This is a genomic window from Pseudoalteromonas sp. BMB, from assembly GCF_001709235.1.
Lineage (GTDB): Bacteria > Pseudomonadota > Gammaproteobacteria > Enterobacterales > Alteromonadaceae > Pseudoalteromonas > Pseudoalteromonas maricaloris.
Genome location: NZ_MBQA01000067.1, coordinates 322839 through 340436 on the forward strand (window position 1 = coordinate 322839; position 17598 = coordinate 340436).

Sequence of the window (17598 nt, forward strand, 5' to 3'; positions counted from 1 at the left end):
TTTTATCGTAGCGTTCTACTAAAAATAATTCGCTTAATGCAGATTAGTATTACACTCAGTCTTATGTAAAGAAGTAGACCAGCTACATAACAAAGCCCTTCAAGAGGTGAACAATGAGCAGCAAGTCGAATCACACTCAGCTCAACACGTTGCGCTGGTTAACTTATATGATGTTTTTGATGTTTGCGATGACATCAGACGCCGTTGGCGTGATCATTCCAACACTGATCAGCGAATATCAACTTAGCATGACCCAGGCCAGCGCCTTTCACTATGCACCAATGATTTTAATTGCCTTTAGCGGCTTATGTTTAGGATTTCTGGCAGATAAAATAGGCCGTAAGCTCACGGTGTTAATTGGCCTCATACTATTTTCATCCGCATGTTTTCTGTTCGCACTGGGTGAAACTTTCACCATGTTTTTAATGCTTTTATGTGTCATTGGATTAGCCATTGGCCTATTTAAAACAGGGGCCCTCGCCCTTCTAGGTGACATTTCTGACGGCGCACAAGAACATACTCAAACCATGAATAAAGTCGAAGGCTTCTTTGCCATCGGCGCGATAATTGGCCCTGCAATTGTCAGTTATCTATTGATACAGGGGGTGAGTTGGACCTATCTTTATGTGCTTGCTGGTGGGCTATGCTTAATACTCAGTATCGTGACTTTAAGCACTGAGTTTCCCAAGTTTAATACCGCTCATGCACAAAACAATGCAGGCCTATCTCACACGGCAGCGATGCTCAAGAACAAATATGCACTTGGCTTTTCCCTCGCCATAGCACTCTACGTTGCAACTGAAGTCGCAATTTATGTCTGGATGCCCACTTTATTACAGGATTACCAAGGTGATTTAACTTGGCTTGCAACTTATGCGCTCACCATCTTTTTTATTTTACGTGCAATAGGTCGCTTTATGGCTGTATGGTTACTCGCTAAGTATCGTTGGCAAAGCGTAATGCTAACGCTGAGCTTTGCTATATTTGTATGCTATTTTTTAACTTATCTTTATGGTGTTAATGCCGCTATCTATACGCTCCCGCTAAGTGGTTTATTTATGTCTATGATTTACCCAACATTAAACTCAAAAGGGATCTCTTGTTTTGACAAAGCTCAGCATGGCTCTGTTGCTGGTGTGATGTTGTTCTTCACCGCGCTTTCTGCTGCGCTAGCACCACTTCTGATGGGCATGGTGAGCGATTACTTTGGCCATGTTAGCCATGGCTTTGTACTTGCGACTGGGTTTGCATTTTTACTCTTTGCGGCCATGTTGTACAACTGGTTAAAGGACCCTGCCCGCTTACCATTGAGCAAAAACGCTAAGTTGCAGCGAGTGTAACTCCTCCGACCAAAAATTTTTCGCGGGTTAAAATTCATAAAAACCAAAGCATTAAAATTTTGTTTGAATTATTGATTAATTTTTAATTGCAACCAAATTAAATTGTGCTAAAAATAAACTTAATCGATTAAGTTTATTTTTAATAGACCGCACGAGTTTGACAACGATAACAAGAGGCAAATGATGACAACAATCAAAACCACCCTATTTACACTCAGCGCACTCACGCTTGCAATCTCTCACTCGGCGGCCGCTGAAGAAAAAGCACACACAAAACCTGCCGATGGCTTCGAGAAAATAGTCGTGACGGGTGTGCCAAAGCGAACAACCATTATGGAATCGAGTGTTTCTGTTAGCAGCATAGGGCTGGAGCAAATCTCTGTTGCAACCCCCAGAACTACCGCTGAAGCATTCAAACTAATTCCTGGTGTAAGGTCAGAATCAACCGGTGGTGAAGGTAATGCAAATATCGCTGTACGTGGTCTTCCTGTCGCATCCGGTGGCGCTAAATTTTTGCAGCTACAAGAAGATGGCTTGCCTATTTTGCAGTTTGGTGACATTGCTTTTGGTAACGCCGATATTTTTATGCGCCTTGATAATACCGTGGAGTCAATCGAGTCTATTCGTGGTGGCTCGGCTTCGACTGCCGCCAGCGACGCTCCCGGAGGCATTATTAACTTGATTTCAAAAACGGGTGAAAATGAGTCAGGCAGTGTTGCCACCACGTTTGGTTTAGATTATGACGAGTTTAGAACTGATTTTGAGTATGGGAGTTATTTAACTGACGACATAAAATTTCATATTGGTGGCTTTGTGCGCCAAGGTGAAGGCCCACGTGACACCGGCTATACCGCAAATAAAGGCGGCCAACTCAAAGCCAATATCACCAAGGAATTTGAAAGTGGCTACGTTCGTTTGTATGTAAAACACCTTGATGATAAAACAGCAGGCTACCTTCCTATGCCTATGTATTCTAATGGCGACTCCATCAGCGGCTTTGATGTACTGTCAGATACACCCCACTCTGTTTATTTCACCGCCACGCAAGGCTTAGGTGGTAACAATCAAATTCGTCGAGGGGATATGCGAGACGGAATGCACCCTGTTGTTGATAGTATCGGCTTTGAAGCAAATTTCAAACTAGGTAATGACTGGCAAATCGAAAACAGGTCCAGAAAGTCGAGTATCTCAGGCTCATTTATGTCGCCTTTCCCTGCTGAGGTCGCTAATAGCCAAGCAATTGCCGAGAGCATAGCCGGTACAGGTGCGACACTCACCTTTGCCAACGGACCAAAAGCGGATCAAGCGTTCAATCAAGCACTACTAATGCGCGTTCATACCTTCGAAGTGGAAATGAATGATTTCGACAACATCATGAATGACCTAAAGCTCACCAAATCATTTGGTACTGACACGTCACTCACCTTCGGTTATTTCATGTCATCGCAAAATATCAATATGTCTTGGTTATGGAATTCATACTTGCTCGAGGTTAAAGGAGATAACGCAGCGCTTGTCAACGTGGCCGCTGCGGATGGCACAGCATATTCTGAAAACGGATTATATGCCTATGGTACGCCCTATTGGGGAAATTGCTGTCAGCGCAACTACGATACTCAATACGATACTCGTGCCCCATATATCGCCTTTTCAACAAAGCTCGGCGATATTTCAGTTGATGCGAGTGTGCGTCATGATTCAGGTAAAGCGACAGGTACATTTGCAGGTGCTGTAACATCTCGTGTAGATATCAACCGTGATGGCACTATATCAAAGCCGGAGGAGCAAGTTGCAGCCATCGATCTCGCTAACCCCAATGTAGTTAATTACGATTGGAGCTACACAAGCTACTCTGTCGGCGCAAACTACCAAATGACCTCAAGCAGCGCCATATTCGGCAGATTCAGTGAGGGCGGTCGTGCAAATGCAGACAGACTATTGTTCGGTAAAGTGAATATTGATGGCAGTGTTGCTGATGAAGATGCTGTGGATGAAGTGACACAATATGAATTTGGTATCAAACAAAAGTTTGAACAAGGCCGTCTATTTGCAACTTTATTTTACGCCGAAACAGAAGAGCAAAACTTTGAGGCAACCAGCCAAAAGTTCTTTGACAGGCAATACGAAGCACAAGGTATTGAACTTGAAGGTGTCTATTTTATTGGCTCCTTCGACTTACGAGGTAGCTTAACTTGGACCGATGCTGAAATCGCAAAAGATGCACTCACTCCCGAAGTCGAGGGTAACACGCCAAGACGGCAAGCTGACTTTGTTTATTCCTTATTGGGTAAATATAACTTCGATCAAGGTGCTATCGGTTTAAGCCTCATCGGCACCACTGACGCGTACGCACAAGACAACAACGAGTTAAAATTTGACGGTTACACTCAGGTCAACGCGTTTGCAAGTTATGATCTGACTGAACGCTTCAATATCGCGTTAAACGTAAACAATCTCTTTGATACCACTGGATTAACAGAAGCCGAGGAAGGCGTAATTCCAACTAACAATATTATTCGCGCTCGCAGTATTAACGGCAGAACTACGTCTGTCACTTTAAAATACCGTTTCTAATTAGGGGTAGTAGTTATGCAATTAACATGTTTTGGCGAGATGCTTATCGATTTGTTACCTACCGGCGACGGTAGCCTTAACCCTATTGCTGGCGGCGCTCCGGCGAATGTGGCTGTAGGCTTTGCTAAACTTGGTGGCAGTGCTCGGTTTGTAGGAGGTTTTGCTGAAGATCCCTTTTCGCTGCAATTAAAATCAACCTTGGCGTTATATGCTGTAGGAACAGAATATTGTGTATCCATAAGTGGAGCGCAAACCGCCTTGGCCATCGTCCACCTAGACGCTCAAGGAGAACGAAGCTTTTCGTTTTACCGCGACAATACCGCTGATATCGCAATCCGCCCAAAAGACTTTGAGCATTTGCAATGGCCAGATCACGGGATATTTCATTTTTGCTCAAACACGCTTACCGATGCAGAAGTGACAAGTACCACCATGGCGTTATTAAAGTCTGCTGCGGCTCATAATCAATTTATTTCATTTGATGTTAACTTGCGCTTGAATCTATGGCGGGACTTATCTTGCTTATCCGAACGTATAGAGGCTTGCTACCCCTATGTCGACATATTAAAAATGAGTAAAGATGAGCTGAGATATCTCGCTGAAGAAAAGAACATGAGAGAAGCTAGCTATTTAGATTGGTTACTTAGTGTCGGCGTACAAGCGGTGATCTCAAGCGATGGGCCAAATCCTTGCAGTGTATTAACAGCTAAAGACTTTTATTCCGTCGCCTCTCCTACTATTGATGCGGTTGATACAACCGGCGCTGGGGATAGCTTAATGGCAGGGTTTCTATTTCAACTCAGTCAAAACGGGGTCTCAAAAGATACACTCGTGCAAAACTTCCCAACCGTAAAAAAGGCACTTAGCTTTGCTGTGAAATGCGGTGCATTTACTTGTGAACACAAAGGTGTCATGCCCTTTATGCCAACGTTTATAGATGTGTCTGAACGGTTTTCTTCCCTCAACCCTGAGGCTTTATTAGGTTAATACCTAAAGCGGGAAAAGGCTTTCCCGCTATTTTATTATAAAAGTCGAGGCTTAAAACCCTGTTTCATAGTCAATATGAGCAGAGTTTGTCGTCTCGTATGTACCATCAGTATAAAGAATAGTTGCAGTCGCATTGTACTGACGATAAGCACGAATGGTCATGTTACACGTCGTACCACCGCTGCAGCTCGCATCACCATTCCAAATTACTTTACTAATCGCTTTAGTGGCATTTGCGATATAGAACTTACCAGAAGTTGAATTATCGAAAGAAAAATCAATTCCAGAACAATAGCTAGTATTGTTACCCCACACATTACCGCCTGATTTCACGTTCAAAGAGCATTTTAAATCTGCCGCTTGCGAACTAAAAGACAGACCACCTAGTACAACCAATACTGAAGCAATTAATGTTGATTTCATTATTATTTCCTTTAATTAAGAATAAGTTAAGTAATTTTTAGTGACCAGTTTCATACGAGATACGTGATACATTCGTTTCTTCGTATGTGCCATCTTTGTATAAGATAGTCGCCGTTGCTGTATGTGTTTGATACGCATAAACAGTAAGTGCACATTCGACACCACCAGAGCAGCTGGCATCACCATTCCAAATCACTTTATTAATCGGTTTGCTGATATTCGTTAAGTAGAACTTACCTGTAGTTGAGTTGCCAAATGAGAAGTCCATACCAAAGCAGGTTTGTCCGTTACCGGTGACGTTGCCACCTCTTTTCACTTGTAGGTCGCAATTCAACTCTGTTGCACCAGCGCTGCAGGTGCCAACTAATGCAATAGCTGCAAGTATCTTAGTTATTTTTTGTTTCACCTTGATCTCCTTATATTTATTATGTTAACAACCAAGAAATCTTGGTTAAAAATTAAACTACACAATAAAAATAAAAAATTCAATTTTTTAACCCATAAAAACATAAAATTCACAAGAGTGTTCAGAACGCATTAAATCGAGCAAGTTCATGGAAATTGGTATAAACGGTGAAGGGACAAGCTATAGAGAGTATCGAAATAATAGACTAAATAAAAAAGGCCGCAGCGGCGGCCAAACACATCATGGGTAAAACAATGAAGGGATGTAAGTGTGAATACACGAGTCATTCTATGTGAATAATCATAAATTAAAATCACATTATAAAGATTGTTATCATCGCTTTTTTCGAATGGTCTATTTCTGCTACGCTCGTGATACAATCGCGAAATTAAAAACTACAACAAATTGTCTATGCCATTACTTTGGATTGTTACTTTACTTTGGGCGTTCTCATTTTCTTTGATTGGTGTCTATTTGGCAGGCCAAGTCGATACTTGGTTTAGCGCTTTATCTAGAACCTTGCTAGCAGCGATTGTGTTTATTCCATTTTTGAAATTGAGATCGGTGAATAAGGAGTTGATAATCAAGTTGATGGCAATCGGTGCAGTGCAGATTGGTCTGATGTATGGCTTTTACTATCATTCTTTTTTATACCTAAGCGTACCTGAAGTGTTGCTATTCACAGTGATGACACCCATCTATATTACTGCACTCAATGACTTACTAAACCGTTCGTTCAATGCCACCTTCTTGCTGTCTGCGCTTATAGCTATCGTTGGTGCAATCACCATTAGATTTACTGAGCTTACCAGCGACTACCTTTTTGGCTTACTACTAGTGCAAGGCGCAAACCTTTGCTTTGCGATAGGCCAAGTAAGTTACAAACGCTTAAGTAACCACTACCAACTGGTACACCATCAAAGTTTCGGTTTTTTCTTTATTGGTGCGTCCCTCGTGCTCGCCATTGGGTTTATGTTATTCGGCAATACCCAGCAACTCCCAAGTACAAATCTACAATGGGGAATACTGATTTATTTAGGCTTGATTGCTTCAGGCGTAGGGTATTATGTATGGAACTTGGGACTGACCCGCGTCTCGGTGGGTGAGCTCGCGGTAATGAACAATGTGTTGATCCCAGCTGGGATCATTGTCAATTTGCTGATTTGGAACCGAGAAGCTGACCTCGTTCGCCTTGGTATTGGCAGTGTCATTATTTTTGCGGCGTTGCTCTATAGTAAAAGCGGTGCAAAAGTATAACCCTTTTTTACTTATTTACCGGGTTCGACAGAGTCAAACTCCATTTGTGAATTGAAACACGCCAACGCTTCGATATCTTGATATGGCTCTGTTGACCAACATGCTTTTCTAAAACGCTCATACACTTCACGAAAAGGTGTACAAATTAGCTCAGATTCATCCATCATAATACAGCTAAAGTCTTCAGACTTTATTACAATATAGAGATACTCTCTTTCGCCTTCTTCAGTAAAAAATACGGAATCCCAAAAGTAGCCTTTCTGTCGCATCTCTTCTCTCGGAAACGCGATATTATCCTGCATATAAGCAAGTAATTCATCCACTTGAGGACGAGCATTCAAGTTTAATTTTATCTTTAGCAGTTTTGTTTCCATGGAATAAGATTAACCCCTCCAACCTTTAACCATTTTGGTACTGAGCATACCTTCCTTCATTTTTTATTCCTATTTTCTACTTATCATTTTCGTAGTAACGACTATACCTAATTCCCTCAAACGGGCCCAACTATAAAATTAGTAAAATGTAACAAGCTGTTTTACCTAAGATAACCATTAACGCCCATGAGCCAGATCTCTGGAGTTAGGTGTTTAACTAAAATTTCGTTAATATCTAAAGAAAAATAAAGTAAAAATATGATGACAAGAATCGTACAACTATTCCCTCTTTGGGCCATTATTTGCTCAGTAACCGCTTATCTTTTTCCGACTCTATTTAGCGCGTTTAAAGGCAGTATTATTCCGTTATTAATGTTGATCATGCTGACAATGGGCTTAACCCTCACTACAAAAGACTTTTTACGCGTGCTCGACAACAAAAAAGCCATTTGCGTTAGTGTGCTGCTTCAATTTACTGTGATGCCGAGTGTTGCTTACTTAATTGCAACCACAATGAGCTTAGAAACTGACCTATTAATTGGTATGATTTTAGTGGGCACGGTTGCTGGCGGCACGGCAAGTAACGTTTTGTGTTATCTCGCCAAAGGAGATGTCGCGTTATCGATTTCTATGACCGCGATTAGTACTTTACTCGGCGTGTTCTTAACGCCACTACTAACCACATTGATGATAGGCCAGGTGGTTGATATTCAGTTTTCTGATATGTTGACGAGCCTGCTAAAAATTGTGCTATTTCCTGTGGCTGTGGGCGTTGCTTTCAATACCTTGCTTGCCAAGCCACTGGCGCATTCTGTTATCAAAACAACTCCGATACTGCCTTTACTTTCAATGCTTTCAATCATTTTTATCATTGCGGTGATCGTTGCTCTTAATCAACCAAAACTTCAAAGCATCGGGCTCGTTATGCTGGTTGCCGTGATCCTGCACAATACTACAGGGCTACTTTTGGGCTATTTCATTCCGAAACGGCTCGGTTTTGACGAAAAAGTATGTCGCACCATGGCCTTTGAGGTGGGTATGCAAAACTCGGGGCTTGCTGTTGCGCTTGCCATGAAGTTTTTTACTCCTGCGGCGGCCGTAGCAGGTACCCTATTTTCTATTTGGCATAATGTCAGTGGCTCAATATTAGCAGGAATATGGAGACGAAGCGCCACCAGCTCATCTGATAACAATAAAGCCTAATATCAAAGGTTAGGCTTTATTGTAATTGCTTATAAAAGTGAATTTTGCAATCCGTTAAGCCATTGATTTGTTCACATTTTACAATCTGGTAATCGCGGCTTATTAGCATCAATAGCATGTTTTTGAATAGGTTTCTCGACTTTACTCTAATGGCGCTATAGCCTTGCGCTTTGCACCAAGTTTCTTGCATCACCAACAGCTGCTTGGCAATACCTTTGCCGCGATATTCGGGGATAACCGCGCCTAACCAGCTATAAAACTCGTTGTTTGGTAGTTCGTGACCCAGTTTATATCCTACAGGCTTGCCTTGAGCGTACGCTACCAGCAATAAATGTTGTTTATCTCGCAGTTTGTTTACGACTTCCTCACCCTTTCGTGGCGTGGCAAATTCAGGAATTTGGTTTTCTATCGCTAGGAGGTCATCTATCGAGCCGACTTTATATTCTAGGTTCATATTAATGTCTGTGTAATTGAAAAGGTATCGCCGACAGTCACTTCGGCATATGCGCCGTTAATCAGCGTCAAATTCGGCGCTTGATGGCCTATATCCACATCGTATAGCACAGGGAAATCGCAACCAATAAAGACGTTTTGCAATGCATCTACGTGCGTCCAGTCGCTATCTTTTGCCAGCGGTTCTGGATTTCGACCAATCAAAACTCCAGCGACTTTCGAAAACCAACGTCGTAATTTAATACTTTGCAGCGCACGATAATATGCCGCTGGCGGCATTTCGCCATTTTCAAAATATAAGATAATCGACTCATCAGGGTGCGCCTGTGAAAAGGCGTCCAGATCAAAATATTCCGTACCAGCCAATAACATGTGAATATCCAAACAGCCGCCTAATAATCGACCAGCAAACTGCTGCCGGTGATTGCCATTGGCCAAAATACGCCATTGAGTGCTCGCGGATAAGTTAAATCCAGCATCGGGAAAGTCAACAAAATTGAGTGGCTCAGCTTCAAAATGTGTCGAGGGAAATTGCGTGAAAGAGTCCTTAGGCGCACGCCTCAAATAGTCAAAAAGTCCAACCGTTAAAGGGTCTTGTTGATGCACATTTAATTGCATAAGGTTAGTTGCATGCACACTTGCCCAGCCTAGTTTGCAAGTCACTGCGCTCAGCAAAGTGCTGACATCAGAGAAACCAATGAGCCATTTTGGCGGAGCATGGGCCAACTTTTCCCAATTAAGTAATGTCAGTAAATCCATTGCGATTGCACCGCCCCATGGCGGCATAATCGCGTCTATTGTGTCATCGAGTAAGTATCCCATAAGCTCATTAGCACGGGTTTTGACATCTGCGCTAACGTAGTTGTGGTTATCTCGCAGGCATTCACCAACCACGAGTTCAAAACCTTGTTGCGCGAGATAATCCAAAGCGTTGTCTAATCTCGCGTGCATAGCAACAGGTACGCCCGCTGAGAATGCCGTGATCGCAATTTTACTGCCCGCTTTCAACGGTTTGGGATACTTCATCATGATTTCCGTTATTTTTTGCTTATCCTACCTGAATTTCCGCTTTTGCATACTTTAAATTCTCCCGTTTCGGGCGAGCGATCAAGTATAGAAAGGTTAACGGCCCCAAGCGTCCAATCAGCATTAAAAATATGATTACCGCTTCACCGGGTTCAGACAATGAGCTAGTGATCCCTCGAGACAGGCCAACCGTGCCTAATGCCGACACGGCTTCAAACGTGATATCCGTTAAATTTGCCTTCTCGGTGATCGTTAAAATAAGGGTTGCGAGCATCACGGTAAAAAAGTAAACCACGGTGAGACTAAGCGCCTTAAATACCGTTTCAGGCGAGATCTGTCTGTGTCCGATAGCGACTTGATCTCTGCGTCTCAAATAAGCGTAAGTTGCCATTAATAGCACCACAACCGTGGTTATTTTAAGACCACTGGCGGTACTCATAGAACCGCCCCCTATTATCATTAACCAAATGGTCAACACGGTACTTTCGTCATTCACCAGCGCAAAGTCGATACTGTTAAAGCCCGCTGTCCGTGGCGTTACCGCTTGCATCCAGGCAGAGATCACTTGCTCAGACAACGGTAAATTTCCAAGGGTCTCTGGGTTATTTGCTTCAAAAAGCCAAAATAAGCTAAATGCCAGCACATTCAACACCGCTGTTGCTATCAAGACTAGCTTAGTGGCAGATCCAAACCGGCTCCAACGGCGTCTTTTCACTACATCCATCAACACCACAAATCCAAGTCCGCCAATCACAAATAACCCTGATATCACAAGATTAACGACCCAATCACCACGAAAACTGGTGAGGCTGTCATCATGCAATGCAAATCCGGCATTGTTAAAAGCCGAAATAGTGTAGAAGAAGCTTTGCATTATCGCATCACCAAGCGGTAGCGTTTGATACCAATGGGCAAGCAAAATGGTAAACCCAATCGATTCGATGATCAGTGCATAAACTAACACGCATTTGGCTGTATCAACCAACTGATCAAATCGAGCTATGCCAAAGCTTTCTTTTGCGATAAGTTGTTTACTAATGTCCATTTGCTGCCCCATCCCCCGCAGCACCACAACCGTAATCGTCATAAACCCCAGTCCACCGATTTGAATAAGACTGGCAATAACGAGATGGCCAAAGGTCGTAAAATCATTTGGCGTACTCAATACCGCAAGTCCTGTCACCGTTACCGCGGAAGTTGCAGTAAATAACGCTTGCATCACTTTGATGTCTTGGGTGTGTGCTATCGGTAGCAACAACAAAATAGTACCTAAAGCTATCAGCCCGCAAAACCCAATAAACAGAACTGCAGGGGGGCTTAACCTCAGCGGCTTTTTGTGGGCTTTGGGCTTGCTATTTGGATAGGGATAATAGTGGGGACTCCATGTTTTCATTACGCCCCCAGTTTTAACGCGATAGAATTTAACGCTTTTAACTGACCGTTGAGGATCACTTTATCATCTTCGTTTATCAAAAATGACTCAGCCGGATTGGTATAACACGCTTTGCCGCGCTGCACTAACACAGCCTTGATTTCGCCCTTTGCACGCTTTAATAGCGTCGCCAAAGACTGTCCGCAGCTTAATTTATTCACGATGACTTCCACCATGTAAAAGCCATGCCCCAACTGCATATATTGATTCACCATAGGGTAATTCAGTGTTTGTGCAACCTTGATCCCCATTTCTTCTTCAGGGTGGATCACACGTGTTACGCCTAAACGAGATAAAATTGTATGATGCGCTTCTGAACTGGCCTTAACCCAAATTTGCTCAACGCCCAAGTTCTTTAGCGACAGTACACATAAAATGCTCGCTTCTAGGTTTTCACCAATGGCGACCAGCACCGCTTTGCTTCTCGTAATATCTAGTTGGCGTAATGCCGTTTCATCGGTCGCATCCAAAGAGGTGGCATAATCAATATGCTCAACAACTTGGTTCACCACACGTTCGCGACTATCTACCCCTATCACTTTGTTTCCAAGCCGCTTTAGTTCCAAACAAGCCGCAAAACCAAATCGACCTAAACCAATTACTACAAATTGTGCCATAACAACCTCTATATACTCCGTTATGAGAAATGCTTATTGAGCGGTAAAAGTAAAAACCGATAACCAACCCCGGGCTCAGTTTCTATGATTTTTGGTGTAGCAGCATCATCACTGAGTTTCTTACGTAACTGGCTGACCACAATCCGTAAATAGTGACTATCTTCCACATGGCTTTCGCCCCAAATTTGCTTTAATAAGGTTTGCTGACTGACTAATTCTTGTGCTCTTTGTGCAAGCATACTAAGTAGTGCAAATTCCTTTTTCGATAGTGCTAATGGTGCGTTATCCATAATGACTTGATGCTTTTGTAGATCTATCATCAACTTGCCATAGTCAATGGCGAGCAAGCGTTTGTTCGGTACTAAATCTCTTAATAGCACTTTGACGCGTACCACCAGCTCTTTGATGCTAAAAGGCTTCGTCAGGTAGTCGTTTGCGCCGCCCTCCAGCAGTTTAATCTTCTCAGCCTCTTGATCTCGTGCAGTTAAGATCAATACAGGTAGCTTGCTGGTTTCTCGGATCTTCTTCAAAATGCTATATCCATCAAAATCTGGTAGCCCGAGATCTAAGATTACTAAGTCTGGCAGCTCACCCTTTAACACCGACATGGCTTGCTTTCCGGTGCTGGCTTCCACATAATTCAGCCCTTCAGCTTTTAATGCTAAGCGGATAAAACGACGGATCTCTTCTTCATCGTCAATCAATAAAATGGTGTGAGTCATCAATGCGCCTCCTCTTTTGGCAAACTAACTTCCATTGTGCAGCCTTGCGTCGTCGGCAAAATGCGAATATCACCGCCGTGCGCACGAATAATACCTCTCGCCACACTCAGCCCTAAGCCACTGCCACCGTCTTTGCTGGCGCTTTGTCGAAACGAACTAAAGGCGGTAAAGACTTCTTTTTGCCGAGCAACGGGGATCCCAGGGCCGTTATCCTGAATAAATATCAACAACGCTTGCTGCGTTTCTCCTAAGGAAATCTCAACCCGCTCTCCATCGGGACTAAAGGTGACTGCATTTTCAATTAAGTTAAACAGGGCTTGTTCAATGAGTGCAGCTTGTATCGTGAGAATTGGACTCATATTCTGTGGCATTCTCGAGACGCATGGCGCGCCTAGCCGCAAAATCACGTTATCGATCAAGACATCAATAGACGTAGGTTGCTTCAAAAGCGAAAGCTCATCCCCTTGATGCTGTAACTTGGTGGCTTGCAAGATATTTTCGATATAGCGAAACAAACGGTGGCTTTCTGACCGTGCCGATCCCAACAGCTCATTTTGCTCATCTTGGTCTAACTTATCACGATAGGTTTCTAGCGTTTCGAGCGCGCCCATCACCGCAGCGAGCGGTGTACGTAAATCATGAGAAACCGACAACAAGATATTAGAGCGCACATTCGCAACTAAAAGCTGCTGCTTTTGCTCTTTGATATAGCTCGATAAATAGCTAGTAGCTAATGCCACCGCGATAAATACCACTAAATTGACCACGTCTTCGGTGTTATTCATATGAAGCGTGTATCTGGGCTCTGTGATGAAGAAGTTGAACACTAGACTGCTAACAACCGCCACCCCCAGTGCCATCCAACGTTTTGCGATGAGAGAAACAACAACAACGCCCAACTGTAAGACCAACAGTACACTGATCGCCGAATGTAGCAGCGAGTCTAAGGCAACGGCAAAGGCGCTGGTTAACAGCAAAACCAGAAAACTAACGAGATACTCGTTCTTGGCAATAAATCCATTCTCGGAAAACATAGTGACTCCAACTTGCGCTATGTTTTTATTCTATCCTTGTCGAAATTTCGTTGCCGTATAATTTGCGTAAAATTTACTTAATTTTAGGCTATTTAGCACAAGAGCCTGTTTATCTATCAAGTTTGTTTTTGCATGTTGATGATAAAAAGGCTAAGCGCATATCTGATAAAGCCATTGTGATACGCTGGCACAAGCTGTTTAAAAGCAACTGGGTAACTTAGAAATTCATTGAAGAATGGCCGAGAGCGAGTACTGACCACTTATTGTAAAACACTCAAAAAACGACGGCGCACAAACCTAGCAAATTGTGAACGTTTGCTGGCTGGACCAAATAAAGGCTTTAGCAATAACTCCTCAAGCTGCGCTAACCGTAGCCTCCCCCATGCCGTGCGCGATAAGCTGATTTTGACGTTGAGAAATACGTAAACGCCTATAACTAGCTTATTTTAGAAACACTTTTGATATGAGTGATAAACACTTTTTTGTAATTCTAAGTCGAAACTGCCGTAACTATGGTGAATAGATAACAGTGGGTGTCTGTATTGTTTCTTCATGGAGCGTATTAAACTTGGCTAAAATTAGCGAAGAATGAGCGCCAGCCAAGCTTTAGACGTCCCATTTATAATTGCCTTGTTAGCTACCAACACGACAACTTTTCTTATAATTAACTTTTGGCACAAAATACTTTTCTTCCATACACACCATAGTCTTGTGGCCATTAGTACCGCGAGTCTGTTGAACTAAAAAGACCAAATCCTTTCTAACTTCAGGAAGTTCTTCATTAGCTACATTTTCCAACAAAGCAATACGAGTTTCATATTCTGAAACAACGCCTAATTTCTCATTAATCAAGTTATTAATTTGAGAAATCAACTCAATTTTTTGTTGATCGAAATCTTCTTTTTCTTTTACTAAAATATTGACTCGTTCATTTAAACTACCAATAAAGTAAACCGATGCAGCCACAGTAATCGCTATAGTTATTGCCGAAAATGTTAATGTTAGTTTTTCAAATCTAGTCATTTAATACTCCATTCTATACTGGGTAGCTAACTTTAAGCTAACGGGCAAAAAACATGATGCCACACTATGTGAAGCATGGCATTGTGTTTTTATCCCAGTGACCGAAGAGAAGGTGTTACGCGCCTTGTTATACACATCACTACTCGGTGGTTGGTAAGAGGATCTTTAAACCTTCATACCATGCTAAGAATGCAACTGTTCCATGAGTTTCGTTTTCAAAATATTGTTGTTTACCTATTTTTTCCTGAATATTGTTGATAACAGAAGAGGCAAAGGACGTTCCCCACTTATAGTTTGTGAGTCCAATTTCTCCAAGGTGCGAATTATTCGCAAAAGCAAAATACACATTAAAACCATACTTCTGAGGCTTATTATTACTATAGGTGCGATTTGCTCAGCAAATGGCATGACATGCCTTGGTGAATCTGATTCATTGTCTTGTTATATGGCTACTTAGCTAAACCAAAACCAACAATTATTAGTAATGAAAATATTAAGCCACCTAAGAGAATGTCCCATATTTTTGATAACACTCTAATGTGAAAATGCCTGAATTTCCGTATATCAGGTGACTTTTTACGCGCCATTGCTAATTCAATATAAGGCTTCAAACGTTTGCTATATTCAACCTTATCTCTTTTAAACTGAGTAGCGGTTGTTTCATTATTTGATATGTAACGTTCAGAGTTACTAAAGTTAACCTTGATAGCCTCTACCTCTTCAAGCTCAACTTGATTGAGATATTTCTTCCATTCATCTTCCATCGACTATATTCCCTGAAAGCCATATAACACTTAAATATGGGGCACAAACAGGCAGGCGATAATGGCGAAGCCGCCTGCGTGTTTGTGTCCCAGCCCGCTTGCGGGCGCCATAATTTTTTTGTTAGCTACCATTGTTAGATACTACCTTGTAAGCACTTTCAATTGCCCAAGCAACCATACTACTGATTGAGGGTTCTTGTTTAACGTAATGGATAATCATTTGATTGAAATCTTCCTCTGACCATTCATGTAATTGCAAACGGACTACTCTTATTTTAGATGTAACGCGATGAAGAATTTCATTGAGCCATTTCATTTGAGATATTTTGGTTTTATCTGAGGTGCTTTCATCGGACCAAAAATCTCTCACAGCGATAGTTAGCCTGTGCGCGAGCAACTCATAAAACATAATCTTATTTTCCGTAGATAGTTCACCAATTAGTTGGGGGAAATCCGTGTGCTTAATGGTTTGCTCCTTGGTAGCTAACGCCCAACTATGGGGCTGATAAAGCTTGGCTAAACTGTGTAGCGAAGCGGAACCGAGCCAAGCCTTAGCAGTCCCACATAAGTTGTTTGTTAGGTGAATTAATCACCGTAGAAAACCAAAGTACTTTGTTGTTTTAAAGCTAATTTCACTGCGTGAGCTAAGTTGTCTAATGTGTTCACAAGCTCATTTTTGTTTAATGACGCCAACCCATCGTGAATTGTTTCATATCTGACGATTGTTTTAGACATCAATTTTAAAGTTTCTTTGGCAAAAGCAACCGTATTTATCAGACGGAGACAATCTTCTCTTTCGTATTCTGTCCGTCCATACTCATCAAAAGTTTGGCCACCGACGTTAATTATTGGCAATAAATACTCTTGAATTTCAAACGAAGGAAAATACCAATTAGTTGGATTTTCTTCAATTGTAGCGACTTTCCACGAAATCAAAGATTCACCTAACGCTCGATTAACGGGTTAAAAATAGTGGGCTAAAATTGAGCGAAGCGAAGAGCCCACTGTTTTTAATCCCTGTTTAATTGCTTGTTATAAGCCTTTTAATCTCCGCCTCCAGAGATATTTGAACTATCGCTTGAACCACCGCCGAAAGGCTTTGATGAACCAAGTGGTATATCTTGTGAGCGGTGGAATAGCCACAACCCAATAGAAGCAAATACTGGAATTAGCCAAACGAGAATAATTTGAGCTACTTTTTGAAAAGCTTCTAAATCGCTTCTCTTAGCCAAGTAAATAGAAACAACTAAATTTAATAGAACTATTAGAGCTAAAATGATGAACCAGTAATTGTTTCCCATGTAGCCCCCTTGGCTTATAACGCCGCAAGCAGCGGCGAGCGTTAGCGAGTCCAGCACCGCAGGTGCGATGCTGACTTGCCTTGTTATGCCTTACTTTTTGCAATCGAAGTGCTGCGTTGACCATGCACCACCACCATCAAGACACGAATCGATTAAAAGCTGCTCTCTTATGTAAGGATACAGCATACCGAAAATTACAATTGCTGTTATTAATTTGGCTAACCAACTAGAACGTAAGCTGCGCCATTTAAACCGAAAAAATATACCGAAAACCAGTAACGCTAACCCACGCCAGCCCCAAATGATGCCATTTTGATACCAAACATTTGGAAAATCAGTCGGTGGCCCGCCAGCAATCCAAAAAGAATACACACTTTGGTTCAGGCAAAGCAAACCGGCTACAACGAAAACCATCGTTAAGACGATTCTCAAAATCCCTTCTCGACGACTCACCTGACCTCCTTAGGCATAACAATTTAATATCGACCCAATGGGTCGTTTATCTACCGAGTCATGGGTCATTATTCTCATTGTACCAGTTTTATCACAATAACTAACTTGTTGCTACAGATATATTTTTCATCCTTTTCATAATGATGAAAAGGATGAAAACGACCCAGTGGGTCGTTTTCTTGACTATAGGAGAAACACGCCAATACTGT

The 17598-nt window shown here is 42.2% G+C and carries 20 protein-coding genes and 1 pseudogene; 6 read left to right on the forward strand and 15 right to left on the reverse strand.

Going from position 1 to position 17598, the window contains the following annotated elements:
• Positions 1-113: 113 nt before the first annotated feature.
• The 3 genes from BB427_RS06395 (at position 114) to BB427_RS06405 (ending at position 4901) form a co-directional block, all read left to right on the forward strand.
• A complete protein-coding gene (locus tag BB427_RS06395) occupies positions 114-1340 on the forward strand; it encodes an MFS transporter (protein WP_069019442.1) in 1227 nt (408 codons plus the stop codon).
• A 183-nt stretch (positions 1341-1523) separates the two neighbouring features.
• The gene (locus tag BB427_RS06400) at positions 1524-3914 is read left to right on the forward strand and encodes a TonB-dependent receptor domain-containing protein (RefSeq protein ID WP_069019443.1); all 2391 of its coding nucleotides are present in this window, start codon (positions 1524-1526) and stop codon (positions 3912-3914) included.
• 15 nt (positions 3915-3929) lie between these two features.
• Positions 3930-4901 carry a carbohydrate kinase family protein gene (locus BB427_RS06405; RefSeq protein ID WP_069019444.1) on the forward strand — a complete coding sequence of 324 codons (972 nt, stop codon included), beginning with the start codon at positions 3930-3932 and terminating at the stop codon, positions 4899-4901.
• A 51-nt stretch (positions 4902-4952) separates the two neighbouring features.
• On the opposite strand, the gene BB427_RS06410 is transcribed toward BB427_RS06405, so the two are convergent.
• Together BB427_RS06410 and BB427_RS06415 are read right to left on the reverse strand one after the other, a co-directional pair.
• A complete protein-coding gene (locus tag BB427_RS06410; protein ID WP_069019446.1) occupies positions 4953-5324 on the reverse strand; it encodes a hypothetical protein in 372 nt (123 codons plus the stop codon).
• A 37-nt stretch (positions 5325-5361) separates the two neighbouring features.
• The gene (locus tag BB427_RS06415; protein WP_069019448.1) at positions 5362-5730 is read right to left on the reverse strand and encodes a hypothetical protein; all 369 of its coding nucleotides are present in this window, start codon (positions 5728-5730) and stop codon (positions 5362-5364) included.
• Between the two features lie 411 nt (positions 5731-6141).
• Between BB427_RS06415 and BB427_RS06420 the strand changes: the two genes are divergently transcribed.
• Positions 6142-6987, forward strand: coding sequence for an EamA family transporter (locus tag BB427_RS06420; RefSeq protein WP_069019461.1), 846 nt, complete (start codon positions 6142-6144; stop codon positions 6985-6987).
• 11 nt (positions 6988-6998) lie between these two features.
• On the opposite strand, the gene BB427_RS06425 is transcribed toward BB427_RS06420, so the two are convergent.
• Complete coding sequence (locus BB427_RS06425) at positions 6999-7361, reverse strand: DUF6176 family protein (protein WP_069019462.1); 363 nt, start codon at positions 7359-7361, stop codon at positions 6999-7001.
• Positions 7362-7619: 258 nt separating this feature from the next.
• Here BB427_RS06425 and BB427_RS06430 point away from each other — a divergent pair, with 258 nt between their 5' ends.
• Positions 7620-8564, forward strand: coding sequence for a bile acid:sodium symporter family protein (locus BB427_RS06430; protein ID WP_069019469.1), 945 nt, complete (start codon positions 7620-7622; stop codon positions 8562-8564).
• Positions 8565-8580: 16 nt separating this feature from the next.
• Here the strand turns inward: BB427_RS06430 and BB427_RS06435 are convergent, their stop codons facing one another.
• From BB427_RS06435 to BB427_RS06460, 6 genes are read right to left on the reverse strand one after another with little or no spacing between them, the layout of a single operon-like run.
• The gene (locus tag BB427_RS06435; RefSeq protein ID WP_069019486.1) at positions 8581-9018 is read right to left on the reverse strand and encodes a GNAT family N-acetyltransferase; all 438 of its coding nucleotides are present in this window, start codon (positions 9016-9018) and stop codon (positions 8581-8583) included.
• Complete coding sequence (locus tag BB427_RS06440; protein WP_254663591.1) at positions 9015-10046, reverse strand: S66 family peptidase; 1032 nt, start codon at positions 10044-10046, stop codon at positions 9015-9017. Before BB427_RS06440 ends, BB427_RS06435 begins: the two co-directional genes overlap by 4 nt.
• 19 nt (positions 10047-10065) lie before the next feature.
• Entirely contained in the window at positions 10066-11436 is a 1371-nt protein-coding gene (locus tag BB427_RS06445; protein ID WP_175401247.1) for a TrkH family potassium uptake protein, read from the reverse strand.
• Complete coding sequence (locus BB427_RS06450) at positions 11436-12092, reverse strand: potassium channel family protein (protein WP_039494977.1); 657 nt, start codon at positions 12090-12092, stop codon at positions 11436-11438. Before BB427_RS06450 ends, BB427_RS06445 begins: the two co-directional genes overlap by 1 nt.
• A gap of 20 nt (positions 12093-12112) precedes the next feature.
• Complete coding sequence (locus BB427_RS06455; protein ID WP_069019509.1) at positions 12113-12814, reverse strand: response regulator; 702 nt, start codon at positions 12812-12814, stop codon at positions 12113-12115.
• Positions 12814-13848 (reverse strand): sensor histidine kinase, encoded by a 1035-nt coding sequence (locus tag BB427_RS06460; protein ID WP_069019517.1) that lies wholly within the window; start codon positions 13846-13848, stop codon positions 12814-12816. Before BB427_RS06460 ends, BB427_RS06455 begins: the two co-directional genes overlap by 1 nt.
• A gap of 122 nt (positions 13849-13970) precedes the next feature.
• Between BB427_RS06460 and BB427_RS24685 the strand changes: the two are divergent.
• A pseudogene (locus BB427_RS24685) lies at positions 13971-14066 on the forward strand (transposase); the annotation flags it as partial.
• Between the two features lie 415 nt (positions 14067-14481).
• On the opposite strand, the gene BB427_RS06465 reads toward BB427_RS24685, so the two are convergent.
• The 6 genes from BB427_RS06465 to BB427_RS06495 all read right to left on the reverse strand — a co-directional run bounded on the left by BB427_RS06465 (position 14482) and on the right by BB427_RS06495 (position 17389).
• Positions 14482-14871: a hypothetical protein gene (locus BB427_RS06465; RefSeq protein ID WP_069019530.1), complete on the reverse strand. Its 390-nt coding sequence runs from the start codon at positions 14869-14871 to the stop codon at positions 14482-14484.
• Between the two features lie 449 nt (positions 14872-15320).
• Complete coding sequence (locus tag BB427_RS06475) at positions 15321-15635, reverse strand: hypothetical protein (protein WP_069019542.1); 315 nt, start codon at positions 15633-15635, stop codon at positions 15321-15323.
• A 121-nt stretch (positions 15636-15756) separates the two neighbouring features.
• Positions 15757-16044: a hypothetical protein gene (locus tag BB427_RS06480; protein WP_217492892.1), complete on the reverse strand. Its 288-nt coding sequence runs from the start codon at positions 16042-16044 to the stop codon at positions 15757-15759.
• Positions 16045-16220: 176 nt separating this feature from the next.
• Complete coding sequence (locus tag BB427_RS06485; protein ID WP_069019555.1) at positions 16221-16571, reverse strand: hypothetical protein; 351 nt, start codon at positions 16569-16571, stop codon at positions 16221-16223.
• A gap of 107 nt (positions 16572-16678) precedes the next feature.
• Complete coding sequence (locus BB427_RS06490) at positions 16679-16936, reverse strand: hypothetical protein (protein ID WP_069019563.1); 258 nt, start codon at positions 16934-16936, stop codon at positions 16679-16681.
• 90 nt (positions 16937-17026) lie between these two features.
• Complete coding sequence (locus tag BB427_RS06495) at positions 17027-17389, reverse strand: hypothetical protein (protein WP_069019612.1); 363 nt, start codon at positions 17387-17389, stop codon at positions 17027-17029.
• Between the last annotated feature and the right edge of the window lie 209 nt (positions 17390-17598).

What these genes read in the sequence shown, in the direction of transcription:
- BB427_RS06395 (WP_069019442.1), top strand. Translation starts at nt 114, where the DNA reads ATGAGCAGCAAGTCGAATCACACTCAGCTCAACACGTTGCGCTGGTTA.
- BB427_RS06400 (WP_069019443.1), top strand. Translation starts at nt 1,524, where the DNA reads ATGACAACAATCAAAACCACCCTATTTACACTCAGCGCACTCACGCTT.
- BB427_RS06405 (WP_069019444.1), top strand. Translation starts at nt 3,930, where the DNA reads ATGCAATTAACATGTTTTGGCGAGATGCTTATCGATTTGTTACCTACC.
- BB427_RS06410 (WP_069019446.1), bottom strand. Translation starts at nt 5,324, where the DNA reads ATGAAATCAACATTAATTGCTTCAGTATTGGTTGTACTAGGTGGTCTG.
- BB427_RS06420 (WP_069019461.1), top strand. Translation starts at nt 6,142, where the DNA reads ATGCCATTACTTTGGATTGTTACTTTACTTTGGGCGTTCTCATTTTCT.
- BB427_RS06425 (WP_069019462.1), bottom strand. Translation starts at nt 7,361, where the DNA reads ATGGAAACAAAACTGCTAAAGATAAAATTAAACTTGAATGCTCGTCCT.
- BB427_RS06430 (WP_069019469.1), top strand. Translation starts at nt 7,620, where the DNA reads ATGATGACAAGAATCGTACAACTATTCCCTCTTTGGGCCATTATTTGC.
- BB427_RS06435 (WP_069019486.1), bottom strand. Translation starts at nt 9,018, where the DNA reads ATGAACCTAGAATATAAAGTCGGCTCGATAGATGACCTCCTAGCGATA.
- BB427_RS06440 (WP_254663591.1), bottom strand. Translation starts at nt 10,046, where the DNA reads ATGATGAAGTATCCCAAACCGTTGAAAGCGGGCAGTAAAATTGCGATC.
- BB427_RS06445 (WP_175401247.1), bottom strand. Translation starts at nt 11,436, where the DNA reads ATGAAAACATGGAGTCCCCACTATTATCCCTATCCAAATAGCAAGCCC.
- BB427_RS06450 (WP_039494977.1), bottom strand. Translation starts at nt 12,092, where the DNA reads ATGGCACAATTTGTAGTAATTGGTTTAGGTCGATTTGGTTTTGCGGCT.
- BB427_RS06455 (WP_069019509.1), bottom strand. Translation starts at nt 12,814, where the DNA reads ATGACTCACACCATTTTATTGATTGACGATGAAGAAGAGATCCGTCGT.
- BB427_RS06460 (WP_069019517.1), bottom strand. Translation starts at nt 13,848, where the DNA reads ATGTTTTCCGAGAATGGATTTATTGCCAAGAACGAGTATCTCGTTAGT.
- BB427_RS06465 (WP_069019530.1), bottom strand. Translation starts at nt 14,871, where the DNA reads ATGACTAGATTTGAAAAACTAACATTAACATTTTCGGCAATAACTATA.
- BB427_RS06475 (WP_069019542.1), bottom strand. Translation starts at nt 15,635, where the DNA reads ATGGAAGATGAATGGAAGAAATATCTCAATCAAGTTGAGCTTGAAGAG.
- BB427_RS06480 (WP_217492892.1), bottom strand. Translation starts at nt 16,044, where the DNA reads ATGTTTTATGAGTTGCTCGCGCACAGGCTAACTATCGCTGTGAGAGAT.
- BB427_RS06490 (WP_069019563.1), bottom strand. Translation starts at nt 16,936, where the DNA reads ATGGGAAACAATTACTGGTTCATCATTTTAGCTCTAATAGTTCTATTA.